This window comes from Bacillus sp. z33 (genome assembly GCF_058313615.1).
On sequence record NZ_JBZFQN010000003.1, the window covers coordinates 123,397 to 137,943 of the forward strand.

16 protein-coding genes are annotated in these 14,547 nt (G+C 39.6%); 10 read left to right on the top strand and 6 right to left on the bottom strand.

Going from position 1 to position 14,547, the window contains the following annotated elements; all coding sequences use genetic code 11:
• Positions 1 to 21: 21 nt before the first annotated feature.
• A complete protein-coding gene (gene pdxK, locus AC4G3L_RS12430) occupies positions 22 to 831 on the bottom strand; it encodes a pyridoxine/pyridoxal/pyridoxamine kinase (protein ID WP_491077301.1) in 810 nt (269 codons plus the stop codon).
• Positions 832 to 1,140: 309 nt separating this feature from the next.
• Here pdxK and AC4G3L_RS12435 point away from each other — a divergent pair, with 309 nt between their 5' ends.
• On the top strand, positions 1,141 to 1,347 hold the full coding sequence (locus tag AC4G3L_RS12435) for a hypothetical protein (RefSeq protein ID WP_491077302.1): 207 nt from the start codon (positions 1,141 to 1,143) through the stop codon (positions 1,345 to 1,347).
• Positions 1,348 to 1,403: 56 nt separating this feature from the next.
• Here AC4G3L_RS12435 and AC4G3L_RS12440 read toward each other — a convergent pair whose 3' ends face one another.
• On the bottom strand, positions 1,404 to 1,757 hold the full coding sequence (locus AC4G3L_RS12440) for a YflT domain-containing protein (protein WP_491077303.1): 354 nt from the start codon (positions 1,755 to 1,757) through the stop codon (positions 1,404 to 1,406).
• A 181-nt stretch (positions 1,758 to 1,938) separates the two neighbouring features.
• Here AC4G3L_RS12440 and AC4G3L_RS12445 point away from each other — a divergent pair, with 181 nt between their 5' ends.
• From AC4G3L_RS12445 to AC4G3L_RS12455, 3 genes are all read left to right on the top strand, one after another.
• Positions 1,939 to 2,619: a uracil-DNA glycosylase gene (locus AC4G3L_RS12445; protein WP_491077304.1), complete on the top strand. Its 681-nt coding sequence runs from the start codon at positions 1,939 to 1,941 to the stop codon at positions 2,617 to 2,619.
• A gap of 79 nt (positions 2,620 to 2,698) precedes the next feature.
• Positions 2,699 to 2,974 carry a DUF5327 family protein gene (locus AC4G3L_RS12450; RefSeq protein ID WP_491077305.1) on the top strand — a complete coding sequence of 92 codons (276 nt, stop codon included), beginning with the start codon at positions 2,699 to 2,701 and terminating at the stop codon, positions 2,972 to 2,974.
• 21 nt (positions 2,975 to 2,995) lie between these two features.
• Positions 2,996 to 3,367 (top strand): DUF423 domain-containing protein, encoded by a 372-nt coding sequence (locus AC4G3L_RS12455; RefSeq protein WP_491077306.1) that lies wholly within the window; start codon positions 2,996 to 2,998, stop codon positions 3,365 to 3,367.
• A gap of 112 nt (positions 3,368 to 3,479) precedes the next feature.
• Here AC4G3L_RS12455 and gerQ read toward each other — a convergent pair whose 3' ends face one another.
• The 3 genes from gerQ to hemQ all read right to left on the bottom strand — a co-directional run bounded on the left by gerQ (position 3,480) and on the right by hemQ (position 5,691).
• On the bottom strand, positions 3,480 to 3,953 hold the full coding sequence (gene gerQ, locus AC4G3L_RS12460; RefSeq protein ID WP_491077307.1) for a spore coat protein GerQ: 474 nt from the start codon (positions 3,951 to 3,953) through the stop codon (positions 3,480 to 3,482).
• Positions 3,954 to 3,985: 32 nt separating this feature from the next.
• Positions 3,986 to 4,408: a cell wall hydrolase gene (locus tag AC4G3L_RS12465; RefSeq protein WP_491077308.1), complete on the bottom strand. Its 423-nt coding sequence runs from the start codon at positions 4,406 to 4,408 to the stop codon at positions 3,986 to 3,988.
• A gap of 533 nt (positions 4,409 to 4,941) precedes the next feature.
• Entirely contained in the window at positions 4,942 to 5,691 is a 750-nt protein-coding gene (hemQ, locus tag AC4G3L_RS12470; protein WP_491077309.1) for a hydrogen peroxide-dependent heme synthase, read from the bottom strand.
• A gap of 203 nt (positions 5,692 to 5,894) precedes the next feature.
• Between hemQ and pta the strand changes: the two genes are divergently transcribed.
• Both pta and lipL read left to right on the top strand, forming a co-directional pair.
• A complete protein-coding gene (pta, locus tag AC4G3L_RS12475) occupies positions 5,895 to 6,872 on the top strand; it encodes a phosphate acetyltransferase (RefSeq protein WP_491077310.1) in 978 nt (325 codons plus the stop codon).
• A gap of 60 nt (positions 6,873 to 6,932) precedes the next feature.
• Positions 6,933 to 7,763: an octanoyl-[GcvH]:protein N-octanoyltransferase gene (gene lipL / locus AC4G3L_RS12480; protein WP_491077311.1), complete on the top strand. Its 831-nt coding sequence runs from the start codon at positions 6,933 to 6,935 to the stop codon at positions 7,761 to 7,763.
• Positions 7,764 to 7,954: 191 nt separating this feature from the next.
• On the opposite strand, the gene AC4G3L_RS12485 is transcribed toward lipL, so the two are convergent.
• Positions 7,955 to 8,692 (bottom strand): RsfA family transcriptional regulator, encoded by a 738-nt coding sequence (locus AC4G3L_RS12485; RefSeq protein WP_491077312.1) that lies wholly within the window; start codon positions 8,690 to 8,692, stop codon positions 7,955 to 7,957.
• Between the two features lie 228 nt (positions 8,693 to 8,920).
• Between AC4G3L_RS12485 and AC4G3L_RS12490 the strand changes: the two genes are divergently transcribed.
• The 4 genes from AC4G3L_RS12490 (at position 8,921) to AC4G3L_RS12505 (ending at position 14,535) form a co-directional block, all read left to right on the top strand.
• Positions 8,921 to 9,142 (top strand): YuzB family protein, encoded by a 222-nt coding sequence (locus AC4G3L_RS12490; RefSeq protein ID WP_491077313.1) that lies wholly within the window; start codon positions 8,921 to 8,923, stop codon positions 9,140 to 9,142.
• Positions 9,143 to 9,259: 117 nt separating this feature from the next.
• On the top strand, positions 9,260 to 12,727 hold the full coding sequence (locus AC4G3L_RS12495; protein WP_491077314.1) for a lamin tail domain-containing metallophosphoesterase family protein: 3,468 nt from the start codon (positions 9,260 to 9,262) through the stop codon (positions 12,725 to 12,727).
• Positions 12,681 to 12,968, top strand: a complete 288-nt coding sequence (locus tag AC4G3L_RS12500; protein WP_491077315.1) for a hypothetical protein — start codon at positions 12,681 to 12,683, stop codon at positions 12,966 to 12,968. Before AC4G3L_RS12495 ends, AC4G3L_RS12500 begins: the two co-directional genes overlap by 47 nt.
• 256 nt (positions 12,969 to 13,224) lie before the next feature.
• Positions 13,225 to 14,535: an HD domain-containing protein gene (locus tag AC4G3L_RS12505; RefSeq protein ID WP_491077316.1), complete on the top strand. Its 1,311-nt coding sequence runs from the start codon at positions 13,225 to 13,227 to the stop codon at positions 14,533 to 14,535.
• Positions 14,536 to 14,547 lie beyond the last annotated feature (12 nt).

Below are 14,547 nucleotides of genomic sequence, written 5' to 3' on the forward strand. Positions count from 1 at the left end.
AGCCCAGTAAATAAACATTCATTATTTATATGTACGGTAAGCGCCATGCATAACAGGCCCAACAAATTCATTTAGTTTCCAGCCATGTTCAATAGCTGCAGAGATGAATTCTTTAGCAGTAGCTAATGCTTCTTCAACCGTTTTTCCTTTAGCCAGTTCAGCAGTAATTGCTGCAGCAGTTGTACAGCCGGCACCGTGAGTATAGGTTGTCGTAAACTTCTCGGATTCCAAGAGCGTATAGTCTTTTCCGTCAAAAATTAGGTCAATCGCTTTATCTTGCCCTTCAAGCTTAGTGCCGCCCTTGATAAGAACATACTTTGCTCCTTGATCATGGATGATTGCTGCTGCTTGTTTCATTTCATCAATAGTAGTAATAGGCCCAATCCCGGATAATTGCCATGCTTCGAAAAGATTTGGTGTCACAACCGTTGCAAGCGGCAGAAGTAATTCTCTCATTGCGACTGTATTCTCAGGCATTAACACCTCATCTGTCCCTTTACAAACCATGACAGGGTCGATGACTACTTTATCAAGACCATAATCTTTAATTTTTCGTGCAACCAGTTCTATAATATCAACGGTTCCCAGCATACCAGTTTTCATAGCATCAATTCCTGTGGAAAGAATCGTATCCAATTGGGCTTCCACAGCTGAGACATCAATAGGAAATACATTGTGAGACCAGTCATTTTTAGGATCCATGGCAACGATTGAAGTAACGGCGTTCATCCCATAAACACCTAACTCTTGGAATGTTTTAAGATCTGCTTGAAGACCTGCTCCGCCGCTGCTGTCAGATCCTGCAATAGTCAATGCTTTTTTTAGACTCATTAGCGTATCCTCCCTCAATATAAAGTTTAATTAAGTTATACTTTAAAATACATATCAAGACAATATATATCGTATAAATGTGATGCTGTTAATGGAAGACATCTTCTTACGAATAGAGTGCTTGAATCAACATTTTATGGTATTTTATCATGAAAAGAATGCAGAGGTACACAACAATAGTTTATGGAAGTACAAATGCATATAGTAATGATACTATATGTAGAAGATAGTGGATAATGAAGAAACTTTATAATAAAAGTATAGCTTTAATAAAGAAACGTATCCTCACAGATTAATTGATGTTGGGGCATGAAGGTTCTACCGTTAAATGAGGTCTGTACCCATTTAAGCAACCGAGAGAAAGATTCTTTATTAAGTGTAACTGGCAATTTAAAAAGCTTGGAGCAGATGGGCTGTGAAATCGAGGGCAAGTGGTCAGGATCAGATGTAGCGGTCGGCCACCCGGGCAGGGGAAACTGGACAATAGCTAAATGGCCGTTTCAGCTTACTGCATGAAAAAAAAGCTTAAGGAAGAGTTCATATCCTTAAGCCCTTTTTCCTCCAACGATATATTACATGATTTTTGTGTTATCAATATCGCTTGCCTGGTCGGATGTTACGACTACAATTTTGTGCTCATCAAGATCTTTTTCATATTGAAGTGCTTCTATTTCAGATAATCCAAGTGATTGAAGCTTTGAGCGCAACTCGTCACCGCGCTTTTTGAAGAGATTGCCTACACTTTCAAAAAAGCCTTGTTCACCGATGCCTATAGGGCTTGTATCTGTTGCATCAGTCAAGTCCTTTGAAAACTCTTTGTTGTGGGAAAACAAATAAATATGATCTTTTGTAAAACCTTCAGATGTAAGTTGTTCAATTTTTTCTTTAGCTTGAACTGAATTTTCTACTACATAAACTTGATACATCATACATCCTCCTCGATTTTTATAAATTCCGATATTTTTTCTTAGTTGTGAAGTTATAGTGTTTATATAACCTATTAAATAATCTATAAACATAAGTTTAGTTGGGTAATGAGGAGAGAAGTGTGTCAAGGTTGTTTGTTGGATTTAGCAATCCGTGAAAAAGAGATGGAGAGTGATCTGCATGAGTCGTCAGATTTTAAAGAATGACTGGAACGAATATTTACAGGATGAATTTAAAAAACCTTATTATGTGGCCTTGCATGATTTTATAAAAAAAGAGTATAAAACGGAGACAGTCTATCCCAAGGCTGAAGATATTTATAATGCTTTGCACTATACAGATTTCAAATCAGTGAAAGTAGTATTGCTCGGGCAGGACCCTTATCATGGACCCAATCAGGCACATGGATTAAGTTTTTCTGTACAGCCTGGGGTAGCGCTTCCTCCATCGCTGCGCAATATTTTCAAAGAACTGAACGATGATTTAGGAATACCAATTCCTGATAATGGATATTTGAAAAACTGGGCAGATCAGGGGGTACTCTTATTAAATACCGTTTTAACGGTCAGACAAGGAGAAGCCCATTCCCATAAGGGGATAGGATGGGAGCAACTAACTGATAGAATAATAGAGACATTGAACGAAAAGGCAGAGCCGGTTGTTTTCCTTTTATGGGGGAAACCAGCACAATCTAAAATTCATCTAATTGATCAGAAGAAGCATCATATCATTACATCTGTTCATCCAAGCCCGTTATCTGCCCGGCGAGGTTTCTTCGGAAGCAAGCCGTTTTCTAAAACAAATGAATTTCTTCGGCAATCAGGGCTTAAAGAAATAGATTGGACAATTCCCAATCTCTGAGGTTACGGATGAATAGATTCCTTGGCGAAGTTAAGATAGAATTGGATATGAACAGGATAAAGGTAAGTGGGGTGAATCTATGGAAATAACATCAGAAAAGATACTGGATAAAATGGGCGAACTGATTCAGAAAGCTAAAATAGCTCCTACTGAACAAAGAAATGGATATCTAATTGCCGTTCAAAGCTTGATTGACCTTGTTATAACAGACCATACAGAAGTGGGAAGACAAGCTGCTGTGAACCAATCTGTGTCATATACTCCAATTCAACAAACGAATCCGACTGTTTCCCTGCCGCAGGAGAAAGCAGTTAAGATGGAGGACGCAAACGGAGATTCACTGCTTGATTTTTAATCGTAAAGGGGAGAGACTGGGTTGAAAACATTTATTATTATAGCAGCCATTAATGCAGCAATGTCCGTGGCATGCGGTGCATTCGGAGCTCACGGGCTGGAGGGGAAGATTTCTGAAAAATCTTTGGCAGTCTGGCAAACAGCCGTTCAGTATCAAATGTTTCATGCAGGTGGGCTACTGGCAATTGGGCTGTTGTGGGATCGATTATCTTCACATCAATTATTAAATTGGTCAGGCTGGGCCATGTTAGTTGGAATTATTCTTTTTTCCGGAAGTTTATATCTACTTAGTGTCACCAGTATTAGCAAGCTTGGCATCATAACGCCATTTGGCGGAGTTGCCTTTATTGCTTCCTGGGTTTTAATGATTGTGGCCGTGTATAAATATGCATAAATTCGATAGATATAGAAAAACCGCTCATGCAAGACATAAGCGGTTTTTTCTATGTAATAAATGAGAGAGTTTTGTCATTTAACTATACGCTCTGAAACTTTTCTTTTTACCATTAACGATTCGAGCCGCCAAAGGGGTAGGAATACTCTATTTCCTCATCAAAGGTAACATAATCAAGATAGATCAGGGGCAACAAGTAGCGAGTGCCAGTTTGAGGATCACTTAAGATGACATGATCACGGCCTGCTGCTTCAATAATTCCTTTGAATAATTTGGTGTTGCCATCTTTACTTCCTTCAAATGTCATATAAACAGAAGCCAGTTTACCGCGATTCAATCGTAAAATATTCTCTATATAGGATTGCTCTACGAATTGACCCGGAGATGGCGAAGGAGACGTTTGGAAAGGTGACCCACCACCACCCGTTGCAAACGGCTGTCCCTGATAGGGAATTGGTTGTTGTTGTTGTGGAAACTGTTGCTGTCCTGCGCTGGTTTGTCCTGCCATATAGGGATTATAAGGAACTTGATAACCACCTCCATATGATTGCCCTCCGCCGTATGATTGTGAACCCGGTTGTTTCATAAAATGACTCCTCCTCTATTAACAATAGTATTCTAAAAAACAGTTGGACAATCAGATTGTGTCGGTGCAAAGAAGCAGTGTGCTTTGTATCGCCCGGTATTATATTGGCCATACCATTGTTCCGGGCAGCTTTCTTCTGGTCTGAAGAACCAAAGGGCGTTCGAGGCCGGATAAAAGCGTTCACCGTTAACGACTCGTCTTGCCAGTTTGATGTCACTCTCCCTGGCACGTTGGTAAAAGTATCCTTTTTGTGTCGCTTCAAATCCTCCTGGGTTTTGAAAAACCATTTGAGGGATAGACCGGATATTTACAAAATCCAGACATTCTCCACGTACTCTGTTGACGCCTACATTGCCGACCATTAACATTCCGAGCTCTCCCTCACCCTCCGCCTCTGCTCTCATTAACCGGGCAAGGACTTTTATATCTTCCTCTGTAGCCTTTATAACTGCCATACTGAAGCACCTCTTTTCGATAGGTCATTTCTGGGTGTGTTTAGATACGTAAAAGATATGCTCACTATAGAAAAATATGCAGAGAGAGACCGGCTTATGATAAAAAGAGGGGTTTCTCAATTAATAGTCTATGGAGGCAAGCAGACGTTTGATGTGAAAAGTGAAAGGGACATTTTGAATGGAAAATGGGAATCGAATCAAATGGGGTGGTGGAGGTTATGTATGTAATTTAATAAGGAGGTGTGCTCCTTTACCTTATCAAAGTATGTAATTCTTATAGATTAATTTTACATAATCCGTTATAACAGATTCAAAAGTAGCCGCTGGAGGTACGTATTCTTTTGTCATCTAATGAAAATACATGTTTAAAATTCGACGGTACTATAGAATCTTTTCATTGCATCGATTTTCCTTAAAGGATGTAAACGAACCGCCTTTCAAATATGGATGATGGCAAATAATACCTCTGTATAACAAAAAAAGTGCCCATTCCACCGTGTATAACGGTTTTCGGGCACTTCCATTTATACTATTTAAACATGTAAGAATTCGCTGATATGATCTGGAGTCAGAATATTTCCTACGAAGAAGGAGCCAAACTCCCCGTATCGGGCACTCACTTCATCAAAACGCATTTCATAAACCAATTTTTTAAATTGGATAACATCATCTGCGAAAAGGGTAACTCCCCACTCATAATCATCAAAACCAACAGAGCCAGATATAATTTGTTTCACTTTACCAGCGTATTGGCGGCCAATCATTCCGTGAGAATACATAAGTTTTTTCCGATCATCCATCGGCAGCATATACCAGTTATCATTGCCTTGGCGGCGCTTATCCATTGGATAGAAGCAAACATGCTTAGATGTCGGCAAGATCGGGTATAGTCTGGAACGGACATGAGGATTCTGATATGGGTCTTCATCTGAATCAGAAGGCAGATAATTACTTAGTTCAACAACAGATACATAAGAATGTGCCGGAATTGTGAACTCTGCTAACTTAGTTTTATTAAACTCTAATTCAATTGCATTTAGTTCTTCCATTGTTGGGCGTAAAAGCATCATCATGAAGTCTGCTTTTTGTCCTACAATCGTATAAAGAGCATGGCTGCCTTGATTTTCGTCCTGAGTTTTATTCCATTTTTCTACTAATCCCAGGAATTCATTGATGGCAGCGGCGCGCTCGTCTTCGGGCAACATTTTCCATGTAACCCAGTCGACTGTTCGGAAGTCATGTAAACAATACCAACCGTCCAATGTTTTAGCTGCTTCACTCATATTGATCATCTCCTACTGTCATTTCGTTCATGCCAATTTATACTATATCATAATCATTAAGAGATTTTCCCGAATCATGGCTCTAATAAACTTGTCGATATTTTGACATCCCGCTATAATTTTAAAAAATAAGGCAAACCTATTAAATAATTCATCATAAAGGTGTATTCTATGAAGAGGACATTTTGAGGAGGACATAAAAAATGAGTAATTTATTTACCACATTAAAAGAAAAAGTTTCTGGCAATCAATTGCGAATTGTATTCCCAGAAGGTATGGATGAAAGAATTCTTGAAGCAGCCGGAAGATTGGCAGCTGAAAAAACAATTGTTCCAATCTTAGTTGGAGACATTGATGCAATTACTGCAAAAGCGAAGGGTATGAATATTTCTGTAGATAATATGGAAATTTACGATCCTGCTACATATATTATGATGGACGAGCTTGTGGCTTCTTTCGTTGAACGCCGTAAAGGTAAAGCGACAGAAGAACAAGCGCGTAAAATCTTGCTCGATGAAAACTATTTTGGAACCATGCTTGTTTATTTAAATAAAGCTGATGGTCTTGTCAGCGGTGCGGCTCACTCTACAGCAGATACAGTTCGTCCGGCATTGCAAATCATTAAAACAAAAGCAGGCGTTAAAAAGACTTCAGGTGTATTCATCATGGTAAAAGGTGATGAAAAATATGTATTTGCTGACTGTGCAATCAACATTGCTCCAGACAGCCAGGATCTTGCTGAAATTGCATTAGAAAGTGCAAAAACTGCACGTATGTTTGACCTTGATCCACGTGTGGCAATGCTCAGCTTCTCCACAGTTGGTTCTGCTGTATCTGAAGAAACTACTAAAGTGGCAGATGCTGTTAAAATTGTGACAGAGATGGATTCACAATTAATCGTAGATGGAGAAATCCAATTTGATGCGGCAATTGTACCATCTGTTGCGGAAGCTAAAGCTCCAAACTCTCCACTTCAAGGCTCTGCAAATGTATTTGTATTCCCTAGCCTCGAAGCTGGTAATATCGGCTATAAAATTGCACAGCGTCTTGGAGGATTTGAGGCAGTTGGACCAATCCTGCAAGGGTTGAACGCTCCTGTGAACGATCTATCCAGAGGATGTAATGCAGAAGATGTATACAACCTCGCGCTTATCACAGCTTCACAAGCTTTGGTAAAATAAGAATATAAGTGACCTATGGCGCCATTTATGGCGCCTATTTTTTATAGATGGAGAGAGAAAATGATGAATTTATTAAAGCAGGATCGTTGGAGAATCATAGACCATAGCCTAACCGGCCTGCATACACGCGCTATCCAATCATTTGCAATTGATGATACATTATGCGCTTCGGTAGGGGCAGGGACCTCGCCAGTTACAGCACGGGCATGGGTTCATCAAAAAACAGTTGTACTGGGCATTCAGGATGGGCGGCTGCCTATGCTGAAGCAAGCCGCTGATTTTTTACATAACAAGGGCTATGACTGTATTGTTCGGAATTCAGGGGGATTGGCAGTTGTACTGGATGAGGGAATCTTGAACCTTACGCTTGTTTTTCCGGAAAGGGAACGGAAAATCGAGATTAATCGCGGATATGACGCAATGTGGGAATTGATTCAGTATATGTTTCGAGATTTTGATCAGGACATTAAAGCAGGTGAAATCGTGGGCTCCTATTGTCCGGGAAGCTATGATTTAAGCATTGATGGCAAAAAATTCGCAGGAATTTCTCAGAGAAGAATCCGAAATGGTGTAGCGGTGCAAATCTATTTGGATGTCAACGGGGATGCAGGAAAAAGAGCAGGATTGGTTAGGGATTTCTATGAAATTGCACTAAATGGTGCACAAACGAAATTCGTTTATCCGACTGTAAATCCAGAAGTCATGGCTTCCTTGTCCGATTTACTAGGGGTTCGGCTGACTGTGAGTGATGTGATGCTGCGTTTAATGAAGGCTTTACAGGATCATTCCGGACAAATTGAAATGATTTCTCTGACTGAAGCGGAAATGCCATTATACGAATCCTATTTAGAAAGAATGCAAGACAGAAATGATAAATTGGGAATCGACTGATTAAAACTACATACATGCCAAAGGGAAAGATATTTTTGCAGGGGCTGTCAGAAAGCAGCCTCTATACTTTTTAACAGAGATGATAGCCATTCGGAGCAGAGATAACCAGTTTAAGAAGGAACGCTTTATGTCGTGCTGGGTATCGCCAATAAGAAAGCCGGCTCATGGGAGAGGCCGGCTTTCTTGTATGGTTATTCTGCGATTTTTTCCAGATTCCCATTGCGATCCATTTTAAATTTAGTAGCATGATGGTCATCTTCATCCAGTAAAGCTAATTTGCGAGCGCGATTCATAATATTCATGAGTGTCTCGTAGTCTTCCTGGATGGTAACTGTATTTTCTTCAACGTTATCGAGCTTATTCTGCAATTCTTTATTTGTGTTTTTCAGATCTCGGATTTCAAGTTTTAATCTTTCATTTTCGGATTTTAAAGCCTGCAGCTTCAGGCTGTCTGTATCATATGTTTGCAAGAATGCAATGATATCATCCATCGTAAGAGCCGGAGCCGGAGTCTTGTATTCTTCCAGCACAGGGAAAAGGCTGGTCTGTTCAAATTCTTCAGTATCGTTGATCTCCGGTGAAATCTCCATTTCCATTAGTTCATCTTCCATTGCGGTTGTAACTGTTTCAAAATCTCGTAAAGACGGAACTGGTGGCTGATATAGAATCTTCTTTTTGCCGCCCTGGTCTTTTCCAAGTAATCTCTGACGTTGCTTACGTTGTTTACGGGCAAGCTGTAATGCTTTTTCATAGGTATGACGTACGACCGCATTCCATCTAAACCCACAGGCTGCTGCAGTGCGGTTCAATTTATCCCCAACTTCATCGAATGCGTTCAATTGGGTACTGCCTTCCCGGACATGTCTTAAAACAGTTTCTGCCAATAATAAATCATTTTCTTCTGTCCATGCATCTTGTCTAATTTTCATGATCTGCAACTCCCTTTTCTATAAGATTTAAAATAAATTTGCAAATTATGGTTCTAGCATGGACATAAAAAGAAAAGTTTATACAGGTTACTAGATTTTTTCATTAACTAATAGATAATCAGCGGATTGTTGCAAATAGGGGATATGGAGTGATACAATACGCTTTAGTCCCAACAGGCTCACAACATAAAGAAGAGTCAATATTATGGCAAGAAAGGATAGGCGGTCATGTCGAACGAATTTAGAGTATGTGACGACTGTCAGGCTACAAACTTAAAGACATTGCTACCAAAATTAAAAAAGGTAGATCCCGATGCAAAGATTGAGATTGGATGTCAGTCCTACTGTGGACCTGGACGGAAAAAATCATTTGCATTCGTAAATAACCGTCCAGTCGCGGCGCCAACAGAAGATGAACTAATTGAAAAAATAAAAGGTAAAATTAAATAAATTTAAAAAAAGTCGTTTCTCTAAAAACAATTTTTTAGAGAAACGACTTTTTTTCATAAATATCCTCTGTTTATTCCATACTAAGGTATCATCTTTGAATGGGGAATGAGGATAAGTATGAACAAGATAGCTTTGCTGATTTTAACAGCAGTATGGTGTATATCGTTTAATCCGGATGCAGGGATCGCCATGTCAATTGATACCCCGGATTTATTAATCACTGAGATTTCTCCACAGGGGAAAACATATGAATATGTCGAGATTTATAATAATACAGACGTGGCAATCGATTTGTACGATTATAATCTGCGTTACCTCTCTATGAACAAGTCCATGCAAGTATGGGATATAAAAGAATCAACTTTTATAAAGCCGAAATCTACGAAAATCATTTGGTTAAAGAATGCGGAAGATAAAGCCAATTTAGGTGTACAGGATTTTAATGGTCACTTTCATACGAAGGTGGAAAATCAACAGTTAATCCGGTTGGAAGGCAATTTATATAATAAAGGTAAAAATACGGTTGTTTTAGCAACAGATACAGGAGCAGTCATTTCCTATGTATCGTATGACAAAGGACTCCACCATTATAAGGAGGCAAAGGGGTCTAAGAAATTAAAGCAGGACAAGCAGATTAAAAAATATACACCCTGTCAGACCAGTAATGGACAGATCCCTTTAAATTCCAATCAACAGACGGATACCGTAAAACCGATTGTCCGGCCCATTGTAATGCCCAATGAAATCCCTGAGCGTTCTGATGTAACCATTGAAGTTCAAATTGAGGATGAACATCTGATCAAACGGGCGGAAATTTTCTATAAAAGAGGGCAGGATCCAACGTTTTCACAAGCTAATTTGCTCATGAAAACGACGACTACCTATCAATCGACCATATCGAGGTACGATGTTTATGGCTCTATGCCCACCTTTGATTATTATTTGGAAGTATCAGATGGACAGCATGTGGTCAGGTACCCGGAGCAAGGGACAAAGTCTATTAAAATTGGCAATCCTGATATGTATAAACCAGTGAAACCAGGGCTTTCAGTCCAAAATAATACAATCCTGAAAGGAACAAAAAAGATCCAGGTTCAAAAGGAAACGGCAAATGAACAGATTAAGCTGACGGTTGATGGACAAAAACTGAAAACGAAACGGACAGTGAGCCGTTCGGCTGCCATTGTGTTTGAAGGGTTGGGGATTGATGAAAGAAAGAAAAGTGCCGTCTACATAGGAGACCGTCTTATTTCAAAATTAAAACCTACAGAAGGATTATATCTTCCATATGAGATATCCATTCCAATTGATGAAATCAAACCAGGTAAAAATGCCATTTCTATTCATACGGGTACGAAGAAGGAGCCATTTATGCCTGGGAGTACAGTAAAAATAAAAGACATCGATCGCTTCTCTATTAAAAACGTGAAGTTATTAATGGGTGATGGGACGATTATCCGGCCGATAAGTGTTAATTCTATAACGAGCGATGGAGATGAAAATCGGGAAAGTACACGTGAGAATCAGCTATGGAAGGTGGGGAATAAGGGGGTAGTTATTCAATCCTATGAGTTTATAATTCCGGCAGCTCTATTCACGGCGGAAGAGGCGGAGATTGATACGACCGCTTATCAGGATGGGATTCACCGCATTCAATCAACCGGCACGGCTATTCATCAAGCAGAAGTGGTTTTTGATAATACAGCCCCTAATCTCCATGTGAAAGCACCACTTAACGGGAGAACCTATAAAGGCACATTTACTATTGATGCAACCCCGGAAGATGAAGTGACGTCCATTGCGTCCATTAAAGGCTATCTTGATGGACGGGAAATTAATCTGCCTTATACAACTTCCTCCGGAGTGCTGAAAAAGGGGAAGCATTCGGTTACCTTTAAGTCGGTGGATGCGGCAGGAAATCGTAAAAAGAAAACGATTCATTTTAATATCGTAGATGAAGCGCCAATTATCACCGGTAAGGCAACTCCAAGTGATCATGATGAAAGAGTATCCCTTCATCCAAAACTAAGTGTGAAAGTGGATGACCCAACCAATGATAAAATAGTGGCCAAGTTTTTCTCCGGTAATTGCTATGACTTCAATTCAAAAAGTGATGCACAGATAAAAGCGTACTCTAATATTGCCGATGAAGAACCGCCTCCCAATCAAACGTTTCCGCGTGAAGCTGCTGTTTCATCTAAACAAATGAAACAAATTTCTAAGGTAGACAAAAAGTATTGGGTCATCGATTCGAATAAGGGATTTCCATACCAGCGTTTTGAAATTCTTATGGATGAAGCAACACCAGATATGAAAGAGGTGGAGGTAAAGTGGGTCGGGCATTCTTTGCAAGGGAGGAAAGTCACTCTCTATGCCTGGAATATAGATACCTCAAAATGGGATGCATTGGCATATGGCTATGGCAAAAAAGATTTCACGTTAAAAGCAAGGATCGATGTGCAAAGCTATTTAAATCATCAAAAGATGCAAGTACTCCTGCAAGATCAGATTATTGGAGAAGTGAATCGGCCATTTAATTTGATATGGATGTCAGATACCCAATATTATTCGGAGTCATTTCCACATATTTTCCCTGTGATGACAAATTGGATTAGAATCCAAAATCAGCTCGGCAATGCAGAATACGTGATTCATACGGGAGATATTGTGAATGTCAGATGGGACTTGGATCAATGGGATATTGCGGATAAAAGTATGAGAATTTTGGATGAGAATCATGTTCCTTATGGAGTGGTCTCAGGGAACCATGATGTTGGAAACTTGGTATTGGATTACCGCAATTATGCTAAATATTTCGGTGAAAAAAGATTTAAAGATACGTCTCATTACGGCGGCGGTATGGAGAATAATACAAACCATTATGATTTGGTTTCATTTGGAGGGCATGATTTCCTCTTCCTGTATCTGGGCTGGGGGAAAGAAACAGTGCCGGCGACATTAAAATGGGTTGATCGAGTATTGAACCAATACTCGGAGAGAAATGTGGTGCTTGCTTTGCATAATTATCTCGATCATAAAGGGAAACGAACGCACAACGGCAGGCAGGTCTTTAAAGAAATTGTACGGAAGTATGAGAATATCAAACTGGTCCTTGCCGGACATAATTCAGGAGCAAGTCGTCATGTAGCGACCATTCCGCTAAAGGATAACCCATCGAAATCACGCAAAGTGTATGAAATGCTGGCTGACTACCAGAGCGGTCCGGAAGGCGGAGAAGGATATATGCGGATGCTTCGCTTTAATCCGGAAGCAAAGGAGCTAACGGTTAAAACCTATTCTCCTTACTTGGATGACTATAATTTCTTTGAGCCTGAGGTCGATGAATTTACATTTGAACAAATGGAACTCAATCCGATTCAAAAACAGGTGGCGACTGATTATATAGGTGTAAATGTATATTCAAATACCTTATTGGGTGAAGATAAGGACGGAAGAAATCAGGAGAAAGTACAAATTCGATTAAAGGATTTAAAGCATCGTCACAATTATTTCTGGTATGTGGAAGTAAGTGACAATTATGGCGGAAAAACACGCTCACCAGTTTGGAAATTTACAACCAGATAAAGAGACAGTGTCTAAAAAGCTCAATCTAAAAGCAGGCGGCTGGGACATAATTATTTCAGTCAATGATAAATCCGAATTATTAGGTGATATTTTAATAAATATTTCGCCTAATAGTTCGGATTTTTATTTGTTTTCAATAGATTTTTTACTACTGTATACCAATATTAACCTTAGTGGAATGGAGTGGAAGCCACCGACTCCTGCGGGAATTAGAGGAAAGGCTGAGACCCCACAGGCGTAGCCAAGGAGGCTAAAGCCTTCCTCCCCGCGGAAAGCGAGTGGAGTAAGCGCGCAATGGAACGAACTTACTAATCTAATAGCCAAAAAATCCATATAAAAAAGTACGATAACCAACTAAATGACGGGTCGGGTACTTCCATATTTCCGTTCATGTAGGGTGGTTCCATCGCTTTCTTTAGTATGGAAAGAGATGATTATGTTATTTTAGATTAAACAAGCTATAATAGAACCATGACCGATTAGGAAGAGGGAATAGAATGATAGAATATTCTCTGGAAAAAATGAATGAAGAAAAAGTATTTAAGGATCCGGTGCATCGCTATGTACATGTGAATGATCGGGTCATATGGGATTTAATTGATACAAAGGAATTTCAGCGTTTAAGACGGATTAAACAGCTTGGTACAACTTATTTAACATTTCATGGGGCCGAACACAGCCGATTTAGTCACTCTCTCGGAGTATATGAGATTGTGAGAAGGATTGTGGATGGGGTATTTACCGATCGACCTGAGTGGAATCCAAAAGATCGTCTCCTGTCTTTATGTGCAGCTTTGCTTCATGACCTTGGGCATGGTCCTTTTTCGCATGCGTTCGAAAAAGTATTTGATTTGGATCATGAAAAATTTACAAGGAAGATTATTTTAGGAGATACTGAGGTTAATGCTGTTTTGAAAAAGGTAGATGACAGCTTTCCGAAAGAGGTGGCTGAAGTCATTGGCAAAACGCATGCCAATAAGCTGGTTGTCAGCTTGATTTCGAGCCAGCTTGATGCAGACCGGATGGACTACTTGTTACGAGATGCTTATTTTACGGGAGTAAGCTACGGCCAGTTTGATATGGAGCGGATTCTGCGCGTGATGAGGCCAACGGAAGATCAGGTTGTCTTTAAACAAAGCGGGATGCATGCTGTAGAAGATTACATTATGAGCCGATATCAAATGTATTGGCAGGTGTATTTCCATCCGGTATCTCGAAGTGCAGAAGTCATTTTGACAAAAATCCTGCATCGAGCCAAGGATTTATATAAGAAGAATTATCAATTCAAGCAGGTACCGCATCATTTTTATTCTTTATTTACACAGTCCGTGACTCTTTACGACTATCTGAAATTGGACGATAGCGTTATGCTATACTACTTTCAGTTATGGGAAGAAGAAGAGGATAGGATTCTAAGTGATTTATGCTCCAGATATATGAACCGGAATTTATTTCAGTATGTTGAATTCCTGCCGTCATCCAGTACTGAAATGAAAAAAGTCATGGAACTTACCCAATTGTTTGAAGAAGCAGGTCTCGATCCAGATTATTATTTGGTGCTTGACTCTTCTTCAGATCTTCCATACGATTTTTATCGTCCCGGAGAAGAGGGTGAAAGAATTCCGATTTATTTACTTTCTAAAAAGAAAGAGTTAAAAGAGCTGTCCAGACAATCAGATATCGTGGATGCAATATCTGGGAAAAGGCGTACAGATCATAAATTGTATTTTCCTGCTGATGTGCTTGAAGATGAATCGAATCATCTAGAAATAAAGAAAAAAATAAAAGAATGGCTTGAGTGGGATTAATTGATACAGGAG

Bases quoted from the DNA above. Each gene is read 5' to 3' on its own strand.
- pdxK (WP_491077301.1), bottom strand. From the start codon at position 831: ATGAGTCTAAAAAAAGCATTGACTATTGCAGGATCTGACAGCAGCGGC.
- AC4G3L_RS12500 (WP_491077315.1), top strand. From the start codon at position 12,681: ATGGCGGAAAAACACGCTCACCAGTTTGGAAATTTACAACCAGATAAA.
- gerQ (WP_491077307.1), bottom strand. From the start codon at position 3,953: ATGAAACAACCGGGTTCACAATCATACGGCGGAGGGCAATCATATGGA.
- AC4G3L_RS12495 (WP_491077314.1), top strand. From the start codon at position 9,260: ATGAACAAGATAGCTTTGCTGATTTTAACAGCAGTATGGTGTATATCG.
- AC4G3L_RS12505 (WP_491077316.1), top strand. From the start codon at position 13,225: ATGATAGAATATTCTCTGGAAAAAATGAATGAAGAAAAAGTATTTAAG.
- AC4G3L_RS12445 (WP_491077304.1), top strand. From the start codon at position 1,939: ATGAGTCGTCAGATTTTAAAGAATGACTGGAACGAATATTTACAGGAT.
- AC4G3L_RS12440 (WP_491077303.1), bottom strand. From the start codon at position 1,757: ATGTATCAAGTTTATGTAGTAGAAAATTCAGTTCAAGCTAAAGAAAAA.
- AC4G3L_RS12450 (WP_491077305.1), top strand. From the start codon at position 2,699: ATGGAAATAACATCAGAAAAGATACTGGATAAAATGGGCGAACTGATT.
- hemQ (WP_491077309.1), bottom strand. From the start codon at position 5,691: ATGAGTGAAGCAGCTAAAACATTGGACGGTTGGTATTGTTTACATGAC.
- AC4G3L_RS12465 (WP_491077308.1), bottom strand. From the start codon at position 4,408: ATGGCAGTTATAAAGGCTACAGAGGAAGATATAAAAGTCCTTGCCCGG.
- lipL (WP_491077311.1), top strand. From the start codon at position 6,933: ATGATGAATTTATTAAAGCAGGATCGTTGGAGAATCATAGACCATAGC.
- AC4G3L_RS12435 (WP_491077302.1), top strand. From the start codon at position 1,141: ATGAAGGTTCTACCGTTAAATGAGGTCTGTACCCATTTAAGCAACCGA.
- AC4G3L_RS12485 (WP_491077312.1), bottom strand. From the start codon at position 8,692: ATGAAAATTAGACAAGATGCATGGACAGAAGAAAATGATTTATTATTG.
- AC4G3L_RS12490 (WP_491077313.1), top strand. From the start codon at position 8,921: ATGTCGAACGAATTTAGAGTATGTGACGACTGTCAGGCTACAAACTTA.
- pta (WP_491077310.1), top strand. From the start codon at position 5,895: ATGAGTAATTTATTTACCACATTAAAAGAAAAAGTTTCTGGCAATCAA.